This window comes from Bradyrhizobium sp. HKCCYLRH3073 (assembly GCF_051167995.1).
GTDB lineage: Bacteria > Pseudomonadota > Alphaproteobacteria > Rhizobiales > Xanthobacteraceae > Bradyrhizobium.
In genome coordinates, this window is the sequence record NZ_JBNPUD010000011.1 from 158,017 (window position 1) to 176,219 (window position 18,203).

An 18,203-nucleotide genomic window follows, 5' to 3' on the forward strand; every position below is an offset into this window, starting at 1 on the left:
ATGAGAACGCGCCGTCGATCCGCAAAGCCCCCGTGCTTTCCCGTGCTCCGCACCGACCCGCGCTTTCAGCTTATTTTACCTTTGTCTGGAAGTGTGCGTTGACATTCCGTCTGACGTACCCGGGCAAGGCCATGTTCTCCAGCAGCAATCTGACGATCCGCTTCCTCGTGGGAGGCGTCGTCGCCTCTCTCCTCATGCTCCTGGCGATCGGCGGCGGCACCGGCTTCATCGCGGTGCTCTATCTCAACAACCAGATCACCAGCCTGTCGTCGGACTTCGCCCATCTCAGCGGCCCCGCCCGTGATCATGCGATGCTGACCTATCAGCAGGCGCAGTCGGCGTTCTCCTATTTCCTGATGGCCTGCGCAGCCATCGCGGTGTTCGCCAGCGCCGTCTGCCTGATGACCTATGCCGCCGTGCAGAACGGCATCCTGCGCCCGCTCGCCGCGATGGTCTCGGCCATGCGCGACGTCGCCGGCCAGAAATACGACACGCGCATTCCCGGCCTCGGCCTCGGCAACGAGATCGGCCAGCTCGCCGGCGCGCTGGAGGTGTTCAAGACCAACGGCATCGAGCGCCAGCGCCTGACGGAGCGCGAGCTGCAGGAGGCGCAGCGCCAGGGCGAGCGCTCGCGCTTCCTCGACGGCCGCATCCATTCCTTCAACGACCTCGTCGCATCCGTCGTCGGCAGCGTGGCATCGTCGGCCATCCGGCTGAAGAGCAATGCCGAGACGCTGTCGCGCGCCGCCAACGACACCTCGGCCAAGGCCAATGCGGTCGAGGCCGCCGCCAACCACGCCAATCGCAGCGTCCAGACCGTGGCCGGCTCGACCGAGGAGATGACGAGCTCGATCGGCACCATCAGCCGCCGCGTCTCCGACGCCACCCAGCGCGCCGAGGGCGCGGCCTCGCAGGCCGAGAAGAGCAAGAACACCATCCACGCGCTGTCGGACGCCGCCGAGAAGATCGGCGCCGTGGTCCAGCTCGTGCAGGCGATCGCCTCGCAGACCAATCTGCTGGCGCTGAACGCCACCATCGAGGCCGCCCGCGCCGGCGAGGCCGGCCGGGGCTTCTCGGTCGTGGCGTCGGAGGTGAAGAACCTCGCCAACCAGACCAGCAAGGCGACCGACGAGATCTCCGCCCACGTCGCCAGCATCCAGGGCATCACCGCCGAGACCCGCGGCGCCATCGACGGCATCTCGACCACGCTGTCGGAGATCAGCGCCATCATGTCCGGCATCGAGGTCGACACCTCGCAGCAGCGCACTGCCACCCAGGACATCTCCAGGAGCGTCCAGGAAGCCGCCCGCGGCACCCTCGACGTCTCCAACCACATCGCCCAGATCTCCTCCACCTCGGCCGAAACCGGCCGCCTCGCCTCGGAGGCCCGCGACGCCGCCGGCGACCTGTCGCAGCAGGCCGAGACGCTGAAGCGCGAGGTCGATGCGTTCATCATCAGCGTGAAGGCGAGCTGAGGACAGGCGCACCGCCGGGGGCACCAGTTGTATTTCTCCGCTGTCATGGCGTGCGTTGTGAGCCCACCTCTCTCCCCTTTCATGGCCGGGCTTGACCCGGCCATCCACGTCTGTCCGTCTGCGCAGCGGATGGATGCGCGGGTCAAGCCCGCGCATGACGACCGGGTGAGTTGAGCGCACCTGCGTCCGCCGCGAGCTGAGTGCACCGGACGGCACGCATCCGGACTGCGTAGCTCGGCGACAAACGATGCCCCGTCCCCGCGGCTCCGTCTAACCCGCTATTAGTAAATACCGCCCATCGTGCATACAGCACAGCTGTGAGTCGCCAGCCAGGCGGCCGCTGCTGCGGGGCAGGCGCGTGTCGACGTCAGTTCGCCCGCCTGCCGCTCTTGGGGGAGCGGACGAGGACATGATGAGCTTGAAGATCAGGGGGCGTCTCTACGCCGGCTTTGCGGCGCTCATCGTCGCCGGCGCCGTGATGGCCGCGGTGGCGGTGTGGAATCTGTGGGCGGTGCGCGACCAGGTCGCGAGCATGTCGGCGCTGTCGGACGCGACCGCGCGCATCCTGCAGGTCTCCAACCATCTGCAGGCGATCCAGCGCGCCAATTTGCGCTACATCCACGACGCCAACGAGCCGGCGCTCAAGGAGGCGGCCGAGCGCGAGGCGGCGGCGACGGCGCTGCTGCAGGCGGCCACCGCCGGTCGGCTGTCGGCGGAGCAGCGCAAGCTCTACGGCGATCTCACCAGCGAGATCGCGCAGATGAAGACCCAGCGCGATGCGCTGAGCGACGCCGTCAAGCAGGTGAAGTCCGGCCGCGCCGCGCTGCTGCCGGGCGGCGAGGACCTCGCCGCCAAGGCCGCCAAGCTGTCGATCGCGGCGCGCATCAGCAAGGAGCCGGAGGTGATCACCGCGGTCGCGGACATCGACGCCCGGCTGCAGCTCGTCCGCATCGCCACCTGGCGCTTCCTGGCGCTGCGCGATACCAAGTCGGCGTCCGCCTTCCGCGCCGGCGTCGACAATGTCGAGCAGCGGCTCGCCACCTTGGAGGGCGCGTCGCCGCCGGCGGGCGTGCTGGCCGCGATCGCCCCGGTGAAGGCTTCGCTGGCGCTCAACAAGACCGCGTTCGAGGCCACCGCCGCCGCGGCGCTGAAGTCCGAGGACATCTACGCCACCGCGATCGAGCCGCTGATCGCCCGGAGCATCGACACGCTCAAGGCCGCCGAGACCGGCGTGAATGCCGACTATCACGCCTCGCGCACATCGGCCGAGGGCGCCATCGCCAGCACGATCTCGCTGCAGACGCTGGTCGGCGTCGCCGCCATCCTGTTCGGCTGCCTCGTCGCGGTCCTGATCGCGCGCAGCATCACAGGCCCGCTGGCGTCGATGACGCGGGCGATGGGACGGCTCGCGAGCGGCGACGTCGCCGTCGAGATCCCCGGCCGCGGCGCCCGCGACGAGATCGGCGCCATGGCGACGGCGATCCAGGTGTTCAAGGACAACATGGCCGAGACCGAGCGGTTGCGCGCCGAGCATGCCGACGCCGAAGCGCGGCAGGAGCAGCAGCGCCGGGACGACATGGCCAAGCTCGCCCGCCAGTTCGAGCAGGCCGTCGGCGAGATCGTCGATGCGGTGTCGCATGCCTCCAGCGAGCTCGAAGCCTCCGCCGGGACGCTGACCAGCACCGCCGCGCGCGGCCAGGATTTGTCGACCGAGGTCGCCGCCGCCTCGCAGGAAGCGTCGTCCAACGTGCAGACGGTGGCCTCCGCCGCCGAGGAGCTGTCGTCCTCGGTCAGCGAGATCTCCCGCCAGGTGCAGGAATCCGCGCGCATCGCCAGCGAAGCCGTGGCGCAGGCCAACCGCACCAATGAGCGCGTCGGCACCCTGTCGAAGGCCGCGACCCGCATCGGCGACGTGCTCGAGCTGATCTCGAGCATCGCCGGCCAGACCAACCTGCTGGCGCTCAACGCCACCATCGAGGCGGCGCGCGCGGGCGAGGCCGGCCGCGGCTTCGCGGTGGTCGCCGCCGAGGTCAAGGCGCTGGCCGAGCAGACCGCGAAGGCCACCGGCGAGATCGCCCAGCAGGTCTCCGGCATCCAGGCCGCCACCGAGGAGTCGGTCGGCTCGATCAAGGAGATCGGCAGCACCATCGGCCGCCTGTCGGAAATCTCCGCCGCCGTCTCCGCCGCCGTGGAAGAGCAGGGCGCCGCGACGCAGGAGATCTCCCGCAACGTCCAGCACGCCGCCAACGGCACCCAACGCGTCTCCCGCAACATCGACGACGTGCAGCGGGGGGCGTCGGAGACGGGGTCGGCGTCGGCCCAGGTGCTGGCGGCGGCGAGGTCGCTGTCGGCGGAGAGCGGCCGGTTGAAGCGGGAAGTGAGCCGCTTCCTGGGATCGTTGCAGGCGGCGTGAGGGTGGAGCGATGTGTTGCGCCGATGACGGACTAGTAGGGCGGATTAGCGCAGCGTAATCCGCCATTCCTGCCCAACAAACAGCGGGGGCTTATGCCTCCGGCTAAGCCGCCTTACGCACTACGTGCTGCCGCCGCCGCTCCTGCCGCTGACGCAAATCCGTCACCCAGGCCTCCGCTGTCGTCCCGGACAAGCGTGCGCAGCACGCTCCGATCCGGGGCCCATAACCCCAGGCGGGTGTGATTGGCGGGATATCGGACCAGTCTTTTCTAACAACGACCGCGGCGGAGTATGGGTCCCTGCGTTCGCAGGGACGACAGCGGAGTTTGTGGCGGTCGCTCGCGTCACGCCAGCGGATTCCTAGGCGCGACACATGGGATCAAACGTACTTCAGAGGTTATCCCGGATTGCCGCGCTACATGCTGGCGTCCCTACGGCAAAGCAGCGAGAGTTCATCTAAGGTGTTGAAAATGAGGGGGATTAGTTCGAAAGTCTCTTTTCTGCTACGAGTTGGCAGCATACGATTCCTGCGACCTCATACGGCCGCGAAAATTAGAAGACATGAGGTCATGGGTAGGTGCTGCAAACAGCTCCCAGCAGACTAGCTTGAAGATTTGCGTCAAGTTTCCCATTTATCGTTTCGATGGAGGGGACGATGACTGACGCATTTTCTCGCGAATTCCTGAAGTTCGAAGTCAAGGAAACTGACGAGGGCAAGGGTTATTGGCTTGACCAGCCTTGGGTCGATGCGGCCCAGCGTGCTGCATTGTTGAAGGCCCAGGTGCTGGCGGTTCCACACGTGTCATATGGCTCAGAGGGGCCGGTATTCCCGGTTGGCTCCGAAGCGTTCCTAGCGCGTTTCAGAGAAGCTCTTGGCGCCGATGGAAGCCTTGGAATAGCAATCCGGAGTGCAGATTATCGTGAGCTAGCTCTGCATTCGAAGGCGTGGCGGTTGCCAACCTTGTTTGTCTCCTCGATTGCTGTTCCGCTCGTAATCAATATCCTGGCTGCGCGAATGGACGCACTACTGCCAGGGCATGCGACCGGAGACACCGCTGAGATTACGCTAATTGTTGAAGGACCTAACCACAAAACGCTAAAGGTTCATTTCAAGGGAGATCCCAAAGACCTCGGCGACTTTCTTAAGCGAGCTGTGCCGCGCTTTGTCGATGAACTCGATACTGCTCCTGCCAGTCCACATCAGGCTCATCCACGGACGCGGCTTCCCGCATCGAAGAGCTAGCTATGATCAGGGTTTTACATTCAGAGAGCCTGGCCGAGAAAATAGTTGCTAACGTTCGTAAGCCGCTGAAGAGTTTCTGGCGAGAGCTTAGCCGTAACGCAAAGTACCTCAAAACAGGTCCGATTCCCTCAGAAGAGAAAAATCGCTTATGGGCGATTCAGACCTTTGCGGACGGAACTGTTCTCTACCTTGATGCCTATCATCTTATGGCGCGCGGAAAATTCTACGATGGTTGGTGTAATTTGGAGAAAGCAGAACTTGCATTCGCCCGCCTTATCGAGAACCCATTCTTAAAAAGAATTGGTCCACTGACTAAGGATCGCGCGCAGCTCGTTGCTCTGTGGCAATCGCTCTTTCCGTACCGACACTTTGCTAGCCCGGGCATGCGCTACAAGAAGTGGGCGTGCTCGATTTGCGGCGTGCAGAGTACGCCAGTTGAGCCGTGCGGGCATGTAGTCGGTCGCGTCTACGCCGGCCAGTTGTGCTACCGAATCATCTACGAAGCCGAGCCGCTGGAAGTATCTCTAGTGACCGATCCTGTTCAGAAATACTCGGTTCTTCATCTCGACTATGATTATTCCGTCGTCCAATACGTTCTCGATCACCTTACGAGCGCGTTCCATTTATGGGACGGCGAATGGACGCATAAGCGACATTCCCATGCGAATTTCGCTGACCGTCCTCACGACGGCCCTTGTCCCTGCGCTTCTAAACTCCGGTACGTCGAGTGTTGTCTGCTGGAGGAGGGCGTGAGACTTCCACACTTCCAGATGGTCGTACGCGCTGGCGCAACTAAAGCCGGGCCACCGTCTGATAGGCTTGTCCTTCGGTCACCAAGTAATCAAGTGGCGTTGGAGGGGGAACGGACATTTCAGGTTAATCTACTAAGATCCAGCCTGTAAATAACAGCTCCGGAAAGCCAGGATCCCACGATTATATGTTTGCGCACAGCGGTTCGACGTGGATGCCAGCACTCCACGGCGGCGCCAGGGGCCCAGGTTCCTCGGTAGATGTGTCGTGTCGGAAAATCGGTTCCTTGTTTCCGAAAATCAAAAATCCGCTTGCCTTCCATCCCAAATCACCCGTATCTTCCCCGCGTTCCGTTCCACCGAGGGGGCGTATCGCGATCGTCACGGACGTCGGGATGGAATGCGATGGACGCGGGCTGCTGCAGCGGGGTTTTGCCTCGCCGACGAACAGCGGAACGCGGACGTGAAATCGTGTCGTTCTGGCCTCCCGGTGCCGAGGTCAAGCCGGTGGTGATGATTCACTGGCGACGGGGTCAATCAGCCGGTCCCCGGGGAGATCACGTATAAGCGTTAACACCATCGCGCAGGGAGGGCCGGGCGTGTTCGGCCAGACCTGTGGTACCTGCCGCCTGCATTTTTTTCCGCAGGCGGGCCACGGGCGCGGCCAGCGCCCGGCCTTCCCTGTGCCCTCGATGCGAGGGTGCAAGTTCAAGGGCATGACTCGGGCGCGGGATGCGTCGCGAGGATGATGATGCGTATCTCCAAGGGCTGTTTGACAGTGTGGATCGAGATGTCACCTCGTCATTGCGAGCGAAGCGAAGCAATCCAGAGTCCCGCCCACCACCCTGGATTGCTTCCGCCTTCGCCCGACGGGCTTCGGCGGACACGTCGCTTCGCTCGCAATGACGGAGATTGGGGTGGGAGCTTGCGCGACATTGAAGGCGCGGGTGATCCCGCGTGTCGCTGCGCTCATGCGGGCTACGGGAGCGCAGATGTGTACGGGATCGGTAGGGCGGATGAGCGCAAGCGTCGTCCGCTTGTCGCGGGCCGGTGGGCGGGGTGGCGGGTTACGCCTGCGGCTAACCCGCCCTACGGAGCGAGGGTGGGGCGCGATACGACTTTGGTCGGGCGGGCCACAAAGATGGCGAGCCTGGGGCTGGCGTGGATGAGGCAATTCATTGAAATAAAAAGCCTTTTCGCCCGCCGCCCGCCATCTGCGCCATTCCGCCGCAGTGATCGTGTCCATCCATTACAGAAGTTTAACGCCGCAGCCAGCACGCCGTAAGGCGGCAAGTCCCATCTTCACTTGCGAACGGGGCGCACAGCCCGGGACACACGTTTAGACCTTGACCAAAATCACTTGCGGAGAAAACCGTATGACCGACCGTCCGACCGACCTGTCCTCGCTTCCATCCTATCGCCAGTCCCGGCGCGGGCTGTTCTCGGCGCGCAAGTTCGCGCTGATGGCCTCCGTGGTCGCGGGCCTCGGTGTTGCCGCCTACGGCCTGTCGCCGCAGGGGGCGCCGCTCGACCTGTTCTCGACCTCGGCGCATGCGCAGGTGGCGAACGAGGTCAGCAAGGTCGCGCGCCCAATCGGCTTTGCCGACATCGTGGAGCGGGTGAAGCCGTCGGTGATTTCGGTCAAGGTCAACATCGCCGAGAAGGTGTCGAAGGACGACAGCGACGAGGATCTGCCGTTCCAGCCGGGCTCGCCGATGGAGCGCTTCTTCCGCCGCTTCGGCGGTGAGAACGGCATTCCCGGCATGCCGGGCCGCGGCGGCCGTGGTGGCGGTCGCGCCGTGACCGGGCAGGGCTCCGGCTTCTTCATCTCCGCCGACGGCTATGCCGTGACCAACAACCACGTGGTCGACAGCGCCAACAAGGTCGAGGTGACGACCGACGACGGCAAGACCTACAGCGCCAAGGTGATCGGGACCGATCCGCGCACGGATCTGGCGCTGATCAAGGTCGAGGGCGGCTCGAACTTCTCGTTCGCCAAGCTCGCCGACGGCAAGCCGCGCATCGGCGACTGGGTGCTGGCGGTCGGCAATCCGTTCGGCCTCGGCGGCACGGTGACGGCGGGCATCGTCTCGGCGGTCGGCCGCGACATCGGCAACGGCCCGTATGATGATTTCATCCAGATCGACGCGCCCGTGAACAAGGGCAATTCCGGCGGTCCGGCGTTCGATGTCGACGGCAATGTCGTCGGCGTCAACACCGCGATCTACTCGCCGTCCGGCGGCAGCGTCGGCATCGCGTTCTCGATCCCCGCCTCGACGGTGAAGAGCGTGGTGGCGCAGCTCAAGGACAACGGCTCGGTCAGCCGCGGCTGGATCGGCGTGCAGATCCAGCCGGTGACGCAGGACATCGCCGACAGCCTCGGCATGAAGAAGGCCGAGGGCGCGCTGGTCGCCGAGCCCCAGGCCAACGGTCCGGCGGCGAAGGCGGGCATCCAGTCCGGCGACGTCATCACCGCTGTCAACGGCGAGCCGGTGAAGGACGCGCGTGAGCTCGCCCGCACCATCGGCGGCATCGCGCCGGGCGCCTCGGTCAAGCTCAACGTCCTGCACAAGGGCGAGGACAAGACCATCAACCTGACGCTCGGCAAGCTGCCGAACACCATCGAGGCCAAGGCGGACACCGGCGGCGACAATGCGAGCCCGACCCGCGGCGCCGACGTGCCGAAGCTCGGCATGACGGTGGCGCCCGCGTCGAGCGTCGCCGGCGCCGGCAAGGAAGGCGTCGTCGTCACCGAGGTCGATCCGAAGAGCGCCGCTGCCGATCGCGGCTTCAAGGAAGGCGACGTCATCCTCGAAGTGGCCGGCAAGTCGGTGACCTCGGCCGGTGACGTGCGCGAGGCCATCAACGCCGCCAAGGCCGACAACAAGAACAGCGTGCTGATGCGTGTGAAGAGCGGCGGCCAGTCGCGCTTCGTCGCAGTGCCGCTGGCCAAGGGCTAAGGGAGGGCCAAGGCTCTCACGAGAAGGCCCTCACGAGATGGGAGACCGCCGGCATGTGCCCCCGCACCGGCGGCTCTTCCTGGGGGCGGGCTTCAAGTTCCGCTCCCGCAAACCTTCCGTTGGATAATGCCCCCCTCCGTCGGAAGGAACTCGGGCGGTGAGGTCCCCCAGCCTCACCGCCCACTTTGCTGCCGATCAACCCCGGGCCCATGCCGCCTTGCACGGAAACGGCGGCCGGTCCATGTAGATGGACATCGAACCGTGACCGCCGCCCCCGTTTCCGCAATGCGCCTCCTGATCATCGAAGACGACCGCGAGTCCGCCGACTATCTGGTCAAGGCGTTCCGCGAGGTCGGACATGTCGCAGACCTCGCCAGCGACGGCGAGGAGGGGCTCGCCATGGCCGAGAGCGGGGATTACGACGTGCTGGTGGTCGACCGCATGCTGCCCAAGCGCGACGGCCTGTCGCTGATCGGCGCGCTGCGCGACAAGGGCAACCGGACGCCGGTGCTGATCCTGTCGGCGCTCGGCCAGGTCGACGACCGCATCAAGGGCCTGCGCGCCGGCGGCGACGACTACCTGCCGAAGCCCTACGCCTTTGCCGAGCTGCTCGCCCGCGTCGAGGTGCTGTCGCGCCGCCATGGCGGCCCGGCGGAGGAGACCACCTATAAGGTCGGCGACCTCGAGCTCGACCGGCTGTCGCATCGCGTCGCCCGCGGCAAGGACGAGCTGACCCTGCAGCCGCGCGAGTTCCGCCTGCTCGAATATCTGATGAAGCATGCGGGCCAGGTGGTGACGCGCACGATGCTGCTGGAGAACGTCTGGGATTATCACTTCGATCCGCAGACCAACGTGATCGACGTCCACATCTCGCGGCTGCGCTCCAAGATCGACAAGGGGTTCGACCGCCCGCTGCTCCACACCATCCGCGGCGCGGGGTACATGATCCGTGACGGCCTTCGGTAAGCTGATCCGCACCACGGCATTCCGGCTGACGCTGGTCTATCTGCTGTTGTTTGCGCTGTTCGCAGCCTCGCTGCTCGGCTATTTCGCCTGGAACACCCGCCGCCTCATCACCGAGCAGATCTCGACCACGGTCACCTCCGAGATCAGCGAGATGACCGACATCTTCGCCCGCTGGGGCCTGCGCGGCATCGTCGGCGCGATCGAAAGCCGCGCGCTGCGGCCGGGCGCCAATCTCTATCTAATCACCACGCCGAGCGGGCAGGCGATCGCCGGCAATGTCGGCTCGCTGGCGCCGGGCGTGATGGGCTCGTCCGGCTGGTCGGAGACGTTCTACCGGCGGCTCGACGACAGCACCGAGCACAGCCACCGCGCGCTGGTCTATGTCACCCAGCTCTCCAGCGGTTTCCGGCTTTTGATCGGCCGCGATCTCGAGGAGCGCCGCCGCCTGTTCGGCATCGTCGCCAAGGCGGCGCAATGGTCGGTGCTGGTCGTGGTGGTGCTCGGCATCGGCGGCGGCATCTTCGTCGCGCGGCGCGTGCTGTACCGGATCGACGCCATGACCGGCACGACGCGGCGGATCATGGATGGCGATCTCTCCGGCCGTCTGCCGGTCGGCCGCAGCGGCGACGAGCTCGATCGCCTGGCGGAAAATCTCAACGCGATGCTGGAGCGCATCGAGGCGCTGATGACCGGCCTCAAGGAGGTCTCCGACAACATCGCGCATGATCTCAAGACGCCGCTGACGCGGCTGCGCAACCGCGCCGAGGAGGCGCTGGCGAAGTCGCGCTCCGAGGACGAGTACCGCGCCGCGCTGGAGCGCACGATCGAGGAATCCGACGGCCTGATCCGCACCTTCAACGCGCTGCTGATGATCGCGCGGGCGGAGTCCGGGCAGGCGCGCGGCGACATGGTCGAGTTCGACGCGGCGGAGGTCGCCGGCGGCATCCACGAATTGTACGAGCCGCTGGCCGAGGACAATGAGATGACCTTGCGGGTCAAGGCGGCGGCCGCGCCGGTGCATGGCAATCGCGAGCTGATCAGCCAGGCGCTCGCCAATCTCGTCGAAAACGCGATCAAATACGGCAAGCCGGCCGCGTTGCCGCTCGATCCCGCCGCCGCCGCTGACAGCCGCGAGATCCTGATCGAGGCCCGGCGCGAGGGCGGGCAGGTGCTGCTCAGCGTCACCGATCATGGCGAGGGCATTCCCGAGGCCGAGCGCAAGCACGCCGTCGAGCGTTTCGTGCGGCTGGAGGCGTCCCGCACCTTGCCGGGGTCGGGCCTCGGCCTCAGCCTCGCCGCCGCGGTGGCGACCCTGCATGGCGGCGAGCTCCGGCTCGGCGATGCCAGGCCGGGCCTGGTCGCGACCCTGGTGCTGCCGGCCGGCGCAGGCCAGCCCGCCAAGCTTGCGGCGCCGGCGCAGGATGTGCCACAGAAGGCCGCATGACCTCATCCGCGCCGGGAAACGCGGACGGGCAGATGCTGGCCGAACGTTTCGTTGCCGGCCCACATGTCCGTGCGCCCGACAAAGCCGAACTCCGTCTCAACGAGTGGCTCGCCGAGCTCGAGCCGTCCTTGGCCGCCTCGCTCCGCGTGCTGCTCGCTGGCGGCTGGGCCCGCACCATCCTGCTCGGGATTGCCGAGTGCTCGCCCTATCTGTTCGATCTCGTCCGCGCCGACGGCCATCGTTTGGACCGTCTCTTGCGCTGCGAGCCGCAGGCGCATCTTTCCGAGCTGATCGCCCGCACCGGCCGCGAGGTGTTTGCCGCTTCCAGCGAAGCCGAGGTGATGAGCCTTTTGCGCCGGCTGAAATCCGAGGCGGCGCTCTTGATCGCGCTGTGCGACATCGGCGGCGTCTGGCCGGTGATGCAGGTGACGGCGGGGCTGACCGACGTCGCGGTGTCCTCGGTGCAGATGGCGCTGCGGTACCTGTTGCGCCTGGAGACGGTGCGCGGCCGGCTCGCGCCCGTCGATGCCGACGATCCGGAGCAGGGCAGCGGCCTGTTCGTGCTCGCGATGGGCAAGATGGGCGCGGGCGAGCTCAACTATTCGAGTGACATCGACCTGATCGTGTTCTTCGATCCCGAGGTCAATTCGCTGGCGCGCGACATCGAGCCGCAGCCGTTCTTCGTCCGCGTGACCCAGGCGATGGCGCGGCTGCTGCAGAGCCGCACCGCGGACGGCTACGTGTTCCGCGTCGATCTCCGGCTGCGGCCGGATCCGGCCTCGACGCAGGTGGCGATGTCGACCGAGGCGGCGCTGCACTACTACGAGCGCGAGGGCCGCACCTGGGAGCGCGCCGCGATGATCAAGGCGCGGGTCTGTGCCGGCGACGTCGTCGCGGGCGAGGCGATGCTGGCCGAGCTGTCGCCGTTCGTGTGGCGCAAGCATCTCGACTTCCAGGCGCTGACCGACGTCCACGACATGAAGCGGCAGATGCAGGTCTATCGCGGCCACAGCGAGATCGCGGTCGAAGGCCACAACGTCAAGGTCGGCCGCGGCGGCATCCGCGAGATCGAGTTCTTCGCCCAGACCCAGCAGCTGATCGCCGGCGGCCGTCATCCCGAGCTGCGCGTGCGCCCGACGCTCCAGGCGCTCGACGTGCTCACGGCCAGCAACTGGATCACGGAGCAGGCGCGCGACGAGCTCACCACGGCCTATGAGTTCCTGCGCCGGGTCGAGCACCGCCTGCAGATGATGGCGGACGAGCAGATCCACAGCCTGCCCGACGATGTCGAGGGCGTGAGCCGATTCGCATGCTTCTTCGGCTATGAGAGCCGCGAGCGGTTCGCGGCCGATCTGCTGTTCCATCTCGACATCGTGCAGGGGCACTACGCCAGGCTGTTCGAGGGCGATCCGACCGGCACCGTCAGCCTGCCCGCGGTGAACTACGGCGCCGGTCCCGACGAGCCGCGCCTGATGGAGCATCTTGCCGGATTGGGCTTCCGCGATCCGGTGATGGTCGCCAAGACCCTGCAGCAATGGCTGGCGGGCGAGTACCGCGTGTTCCGTGCTGATGCGACGCGCACCGCGTTCACCGATTTCCTGCCCGCGCTGATCGATGGTCTCGCCCATGCCGACGAGCCGGATCGCGCCGTCGTGGCCTTCGACCGCTTCCTGCAGGCGCTGCAGCTCGGCGGCCGCCTGATCACGCTGCTCGGGCAGAACCGTGATCTCGTTGCGCTCGTCGCGCTCGTGCTAGGCGCTGCGCCGCGGCTCGGCGACATGCTGGCGCGGCAGCCGCGGCTGATGGACGGCCTGATCGATCCGCGCTTCTTCGGCGCCATCCCGGACCGGCGCGAATTGTCCGAGCGGCTGGCCTCGACGCTGCAGGATGCCGGGACCTATGAGGAGTTTCTCGATCGTCTCAGGCTGTTCGGCCAGGAAAGCCTGTTCCTGATCGGCACGCGCATCCTCTCCGGCACGGTGTCGGCGCAGCAGGCCGGCACCGCGTTCGCCGACGTCGCCGAGGGCATCGTGCACACCGTGCATGATCTCGTGACGGAGCGCTTCGCCGCCCAGCACGGCCGCATCAAGGGCCAGGAGACCGCGATCGTCGCGATGGGACGGCTCGGCGCGCGCGAGATGACGGCCTCGTCCGATCTCGACCTGATCCTGCTCTATGATTTCGACGGCGACGCCCCGGATTCCGACGGCGAGCGCTCGCTGCAGGGCGCCCACTACTTCGCGCGCTTCACCCAGCGGCTGATCTCAGCCTTCACCTCGCGCACCAATTACGGCGTGCTCTACGACATCGACATGCGGCTGCGGCCGTCGGGCCGCGCCGGCCCGCTGGCCTCGCACATCGACTCCTTTGCGCATTATCAGGAGCAGGAGGCGTGGACCTGGGAGCACATGGCGCTGACGCGGGCACGGGTGATCTCGGCCTCGCCGGCGTTTCGGGTTCGGATCGAGGAAATCATCCAGGCTGCGCTGCGGCGGGTGCGCGACAGGAGTGCGATCGCGCGCGATGTCGCCGACATGCGCCGCGCGATCGCGGCCGAGAAGGGCGAGGCGGATCTGTGGGATCTCAAGCACGCCGCCGGCGGCATGGTCGACATCGACTTCGTCGCGCAATATCTGCAGCTCGTGCATGCGGCGACGACGCCGGAGATCCTCGACGTCAGCACGCTTGCGGTGCTCGACAATGCCGAGCGGCTCGGCGTGCTGCCGCGTGCTGAAGCCGTGATCCTGCGCCAGGCTGCGCGGCTGTATCACGATCTGACGCAGATCGTGCGGCTGTGCGTCAGCGACAAGTTCAAGCCGGATCAGGCCGGCGAGGACCTGCTGCGGGTGATGGCCCGCGCAGGCGACGCGCCGGATTTCTCGGCGCTCGAGGCGCGGTTGCGCGAGACTCAGACCGAGGTGCGGCGCGTGTTCACGGCACTCGTGGAGGGATGACCTGACCGGGAGCGCGGTCGGACGGCCGCCTATGCCTTTTCCTTGGCGACCGCCGCCTGCTTCAGCCGGCCGATCGCTTCCTTCACCGCCGGGTCGAGGCCGGCGCCGCCGGCATCGTGGTGCGCATAGATCGTCTTGAGCATGCGCGGGTCCCAGAACTTCTTGATGTGCTCGGCGACGCCGGCGACCTCTTTCTCCTGCCCCTGGCTCTGGAAGAACTTGCCGATCTGGTTGGCCATGTAGACGAGGCGCTCGGAGGGGTTATGCGACATGGGTGTTGTCCGTCTGTGTTGGTCGCGCGCCAGTCTCGGCGCTCGCGACGATCCGGTCGGGATGGGTGAAGATTTCGAAGCCGTCGTTGCGGGCCACGGCAATGAGCGTGATGCCCGCGGCGTCCGCCATGCGAATGGCGAGCGCGGTCGGCGCTGACACCGCGACCATGATGGGTGCGCCCATGGCAGCCGCCTTCTGCACCAGCTCGACCGAGACGCGGCTCGTCAGGATCACGAGGCCCTCGCTCGCCGCACAGCGCGCTTGCGCGAGGTGGCCGGCGAGCTTGTCGAGGGCGTTGTGGCGGCCGACATCCTCGCGGAGCGCGACGATGCCGCGCGCCGGCGTCCAGAAGGCGGCGGCGTGCACCGCGCGGGTCTCGTGGTTGAGCTTCTGCAGCGGCTCGATCGCCGCCAGGGCCGCCATGACGTCGCGCGGCGTGAAACGCCGGCCGTCGGGGACATGCGCTGCCGGCCGGACCGCTTCGCTGATGGAATCGATGCCGCACAGGCCGCAGCCGGTGGGGCCGGCGATGTTGCGGCGGCGCTCGGCCAGGCGTTCGGCGAGAGCGTCGGGCAGCCACATCCTGAGCTCGATGCCGTCATCCAGCTCGACGACGTCCAGCGAGATGATGTCGTCGCGGCTCGTGACCAGACCTTCGTTCAGGCTGAAGCCGATGGCGAAGTCGCGGAGGTCCTGCGGCGTCGCCATCATGACAGCCTGGGTGCCGCCATTGTAGGTCAGCGCGACCGCGGTCTCCTCCGGCACGCGACGATGGCCCTCGGTGAGGGCTCCGTCGCGCCAGACCAGACGATCCGTGATGCGCACTGCATCGGTCATGCTACTCTGCCGCCTCCACGACCGGGGCGATGCGGCGCGAGTTGCGGGCCTGCTCGTCATAAGCCTTTTGCCAGTCCGACGGACCGTTGGACTGCGACACCTGCACCGCCGTGACCTTGTACTCCGGACAATTGGTCGCCCAGTCCGAATAGTCGGTGGTGATGACGTTGGCCTGTGTCAGCGGGTGGTGGAAGGTGGTGTAGACCACGCCCGGCGCCACGCGCTCGGAGATCAGCGCGTGCAACGTGGTCTCGCCGGCGCGGCTGGTCAGCCGCACCCAGTCGCCGTCGCGGATGCCGCGCTGCTCGGCATCGTGCGGATGGATCTCCAGCACGTCCTCGCCGTGCCACACCACGTTCTCGGTGCGCCGCGTCTGGGCGCCGACATTGTACTGGGACAGGATGCGTCCCGTGGTGAGCAGCAGCGGAAAGCGCGGCCCGGTGCGCTCGTCGGTCGCGACATACTCCGTGACCACGAACTTGCCCTTGCCGCGGACGAACCCGTCGACATGCATGATCGGCGAGCCCTCGGGGAACTTCTCGTTGCAGGGCCACTGCACCGAGCCCATTTCCTCGAGCTTCTGGTAGGAGACGCCGGTGAAGGTCGGCGTCAACGCCGCGATCTCGTCCATGATCTCGGAGGGATGGTTGTACGTCATCTCGAAGCCCATCGCCTTCCCGAGGCCGATCGTCACCTCCCAGTCGGCGAGGCCATTGCGCGGAGTCATCACCTTGCGGACCCGCTGGATGCGGCGCTCGGCATTGGTGAAGGTGCCGTCCTTCTCCAGGAAGGTCGAGCCGGGCAGGAACACGTGAGCGTAGTTTGCGGTCTCGTTCAGGAACAGGTCCTGCACGATGACGCATTCCATCGACGACAGCGCCTGCACGACATGCGTGGTGTTCGGATCGGACTGCAGGATGTCCTCGCCCTGCACGTAGAGGCCCATGAAGGTGCCTTCGATCGCGGAGTCGAACATGTTCGGAATGCGCAGGCCCGGCTCAGGGTTGAGCTTGACGTTCCACATCGCCTCGAACTGGTCGCGCACGGCATCGCCGGAGATGTGCCGGTAGCCCGGCAGCTCGTGCGGGAACGAGCCCATGTCGCAGGAGCCCTGCACGTTGTTCTGGCCGCGCAGCGGGTTCACGCCGACGCCGCGGCGGCCGATGTTGCCGGTCGCCATCGCCAAGTTGGCGATCGCGATCACCGTGGTCGAGCCCTGGCTGTGCTCGGTGACACCAAGGCCGTAGTAGATCGCGCCGTTGCCGCCCTTGGCGTAGAGCCGGGCCGCGCCGCGGATCGCTTCCGCATCGACGCCGGTGAACTGGGCGACCGCCTCGGGGCTGTTCTTCTCCAGCGCGACGAACTCGGCCCAGTCCTGGAACTCGCTCCAGTCGCAGCGCTCGCGCACGAAGGTCTCGTTGACGAGGCCCTCGGTGACGATGACATGCGCCATCGCGGTCAGGATCGCGACGTTGGTGCCCGGCAGCAGCGGCAGATGATAGTCGGCCTTGACATGCGCCGACTTCACGAGGTCGATCTTGCGCGGATCGACAACGATCAGCTTGGCGCCCTGGCGCAGCCGCTTCTTCATGCGCGAGCCGAACACCGGATGCGCGTCGGTCGGGTTGGCGCCGATCACCATGATGACGTCGCTGTCCTCGACCGAGTCGAAGTCCTGCGTGCCGGCCGAGGTGCCGAAGGTGGTGGCAAGGCCGTAGCCGGTCGGCGAATGGCAGACGCGGGCGCAGGTGTCGACGTTGTTGTTGCCGAAGCCGGCGCGGATCAGCTTCTGCACCAGATAGGTCTCTTCGTTGGTGCAGCGTGACGAGGTGATGCCGCCGATCGAGTCGCGGCCATACTTCGCCTGGATGCCACGCATCTTGTCGGCGGCGAATTTGAACGCCTCGTCATAGGAGACCTCGCGCCAGGGCTGGTCGATGCTCTCGCGGATCATCGGCTTGAGGATGCGCTCCTTGTGGGTCGCATAGCCCCAGGCGAAGCGGCCCTTGACGCAGGAATGGCCGCGATTGGCCTTGCCGTCCTTGTACGGCATCATGCGCACCACTTCCTCCCCGCGCATCTCGGCCTTGAAGGTGCAGCCGACGCCGCAATAGGCGCAGGTGGTGACGGCCGAGTGCTCGGGCTGGCCGATCTCGATCACGCTCTTCTCGGTCAGGGTCGCGGTCGGGCAGGCCTGCACGCAGGCGCCGCAGGAGACGCATTCCGAGCCGAGGAAGCTCTCGCTCATGCCCGGCGAGACCCGGCTGTCGAAGCCGCGGCCGGAGATGGTCAGCGCGAACGTGCCCTGGACCTCCTCGCAGGCGCGGACGCAGCGCGAGCAGACGATGCACTTGGAGGGATCGTAGGTGAAATAGGGGTTGGACTCGTCCTTCGGCAGCCAGGCCGGATTGGCCTCGCCGCAGGCGTCGGCGAACACGTGGTTCTCACCCTGGTTGCCGTAGCGCACGTCACGCAGGCCGACCGCGCCGGCCATGTCCTGCAGCTCACAATCGCCATTGGCGGCGCAGGTCAGACAGTCGAGCGGATGGTCGGAGATGTAAAGCTCCATCACGCCCTTGCGCAGCTTCTTCAGCCGCTCGGTCTGGGTGTGCACGACGAGGCCCGCGGCCACCGGCGTGGTGCACGAGGCCGGCGTGCCGGCGCGGCCCTCGACCTCGACGAGGCAGAGGCGGCACGAGCCGAATGCGTCGACCATGTCGGTCGCGCACAGTTTCGGGATCTGCGTGCCGGCCTCCATGGCCGCGCGCATGATCGAGGTGCCCTCGGGAACGGTGATGCTCTGGCCGTCGATGGTGAGCGTGACCATCTTTTCGGACTTGGAGAGCGGCGTGCCGTAATCGGTTTCGTGGATGAGCGACATGGTCGGTGT

The 18,203-nt window shown here is 66.5% G+C and carries 11 protein-coding genes; 8 read left to right on the forward strand and 3 right to left on the reverse strand.

What is annotated here, in order from left to right; translation table 11 throughout:
* The first annotated feature begins 131 nt into the window (after positions 1-131).
* The 8 genes from ACQR1X_RS24595 (at position 132) to ACQR1X_RS24630 (ending at position 14,203) form a co-directional block, all read left to right on the forward strand.
* Entirely contained in the window at positions 132-1,475 is a 1,344-nt protein-coding gene (locus ACQR1X_RS24595; protein ID WP_434899759.1) for a methyl-accepting chemotaxis protein, read from the forward strand.
* Positions 1,476-1,884: 409 nt separating this feature from the next.
* A complete protein-coding gene (locus ACQR1X_RS24600; RefSeq protein ID WP_434899732.1) occupies positions 1,885-3,888 on the forward strand; it encodes a methyl-accepting chemotaxis protein in 2,004 nt (667 codons plus the stop codon).
* A 654-nt stretch (positions 3,889-4,542) separates the two neighbouring features.
* On the forward strand, positions 4,543-5,130 hold the full coding sequence (locus tag ACQR1X_RS24605; protein ID WP_434899733.1) for a hypothetical protein: 588 nt from the start codon (positions 4,543-4,545) through the stop codon (positions 5,128-5,130).
* A 2-nt stretch (positions 5,131-5,132) separates the two neighbouring features.
* Positions 5,133-6,032, forward strand: a complete 900-nt coding sequence (locus ACQR1X_RS24610) for a hypothetical protein (RefSeq protein WP_434899734.1) — start codon at positions 5,133-5,135, stop codon at positions 6,030-6,032.
* Between the two features lie 1,223 nt (positions 6,033-7,255).
* On the forward strand, positions 7,256-8,839 hold the full coding sequence (locus ACQR1X_RS24615; protein ID WP_316182733.1) for a Do family serine endopeptidase: 1,584 nt from the start codon (positions 7,256-7,258) through the stop codon (positions 8,837-8,839).
* Positions 8,840-9,124: 285 nt separating this feature from the next.
* Complete coding sequence (locus ACQR1X_RS24620) at positions 9,125-9,805, forward strand: response regulator transcription factor (protein WP_315726077.1); 681 nt, start codon at positions 9,125-9,127, stop codon at positions 9,803-9,805.
* Positions 9,789-11,249: a sensor histidine kinase gene (locus tag ACQR1X_RS24625; RefSeq protein WP_434888122.1), complete on the forward strand. Its 1,461-nt coding sequence runs from the start codon at positions 9,789-9,791 to the stop codon at positions 11,247-11,249. The genes ACQR1X_RS24620 and ACQR1X_RS24625 overlap by 17 nt, the downstream gene beginning before the upstream one ends.
* Positions 11,246-14,203 (forward strand): bifunctional [glutamine synthetase] adenylyltransferase/[glutamine synthetase]-adenylyl-L-tyrosine phosphorylase, encoded by a 2,958-nt coding sequence (locus tag ACQR1X_RS24630; RefSeq protein ID WP_434899735.1) that lies wholly within the window; start codon positions 11,246-11,248, stop codon positions 14,201-14,203. Before ACQR1X_RS24625 ends, ACQR1X_RS24630 begins: the two co-directional genes overlap by 4 nt.
* A gap of 29 nt (positions 14,204-14,232) precedes the next feature.
* On the opposite strand, the gene ACQR1X_RS24635 is transcribed toward ACQR1X_RS24630, so the two are convergent.
* The 3 genes from ACQR1X_RS24635 to fdhF are packed head-to-tail and all read right to left on the reverse strand — an operon-like array spanning position 14,233 to position 18,194.
* Complete coding sequence (locus ACQR1X_RS24635) at positions 14,233-14,475, reverse strand: formate dehydrogenase subunit delta (RefSeq protein WP_315777578.1); 243 nt, start codon at positions 14,473-14,475, stop codon at positions 14,233-14,235.
* On the reverse strand, positions 14,465-15,313 hold the full coding sequence (gene fdhD, locus ACQR1X_RS24640; protein WP_434899736.1) for a formate dehydrogenase accessory sulfurtransferase FdhD: 849 nt from the start codon (positions 15,311-15,313) through the stop codon (positions 14,465-14,467). The genes ACQR1X_RS24635 and fdhD overlap by 11 nt, the downstream gene beginning before the upstream one ends.
* A 1-nt stretch (position 15,314) precedes the next feature.
* On the reverse strand, positions 15,315-18,194 hold the full coding sequence (fdhF, locus tag ACQR1X_RS24645; RefSeq protein ID WP_434896064.1) for a formate dehydrogenase subunit alpha: 2,880 nt from the start codon (positions 18,192-18,194) through the stop codon (positions 15,315-15,317).
* Between the last annotated feature and the right edge of the window lie 9 nt (positions 18,195-18,203).

What these genes read in the sequence shown, in the direction of transcription:
- ACQR1X_RS24620 (WP_315726077.1), top strand. Translation starts at nt 9,125, where the DNA reads ATGCGCCTCCTGATCATCGAAGACGACCGCGAGTCCGCCGACTATCTG.
- ACQR1X_RS24595 (WP_434899759.1), top strand. Translation starts at nt 132, where the DNA reads ATGTTCTCCAGCAGCAATCTGACGATCCGCTTCCTCGTGGGAGGCGTC.
- ACQR1X_RS24630 (WP_434899735.1), top strand. Translation starts at nt 11,246, where the DNA reads ATGACCTCATCCGCGCCGGGAAACGCGGACGGGCAGATGCTGGCCGAA.
- ACQR1X_RS24635 (WP_315777578.1), bottom strand. Translation starts at nt 14,475, where the DNA reads ATGTCGCATAACCCCTCCGAGCGCCTCGTCTACATGGCCAACCAGATC.
- ACQR1X_RS24615 (WP_316182733.1), top strand. Translation starts at nt 7,256, where the DNA reads ATGACCGACCGTCCGACCGACCTGTCCTCGCTTCCATCCTATCGCCAG.
- ACQR1X_RS24605 (WP_434899733.1), top strand. Translation starts at nt 4,543, where the DNA reads ATGACTGACGCATTTTCTCGCGAATTCCTGAAGTTCGAAGTCAAGGAA.
- ACQR1X_RS24610 (WP_434899734.1), top strand. Translation starts at nt 5,133, where the DNA reads ATGATCAGGGTTTTACATTCAGAGAGCCTGGCCGAGAAAATAGTTGCT.
- fdhF (WP_434896064.1), bottom strand. Translation starts at nt 18,194, where the DNA reads ATGTCGCTCATCCACGAAACCGATTACGGCACGCCGCTCTCCAAGTCC.
- fdhD (WP_434899736.1), bottom strand. Translation starts at nt 15,313, where the DNA reads ATGACCGATGCAGTGCGCATCACGGATCGTCTGGTCTGGCGCGACGGA.
- ACQR1X_RS24600 (WP_434899732.1), top strand. Translation starts at nt 1,885, where the DNA reads ATGATGAGCTTGAAGATCAGGGGGCGTCTCTACGCCGGCTTTGCGGCG.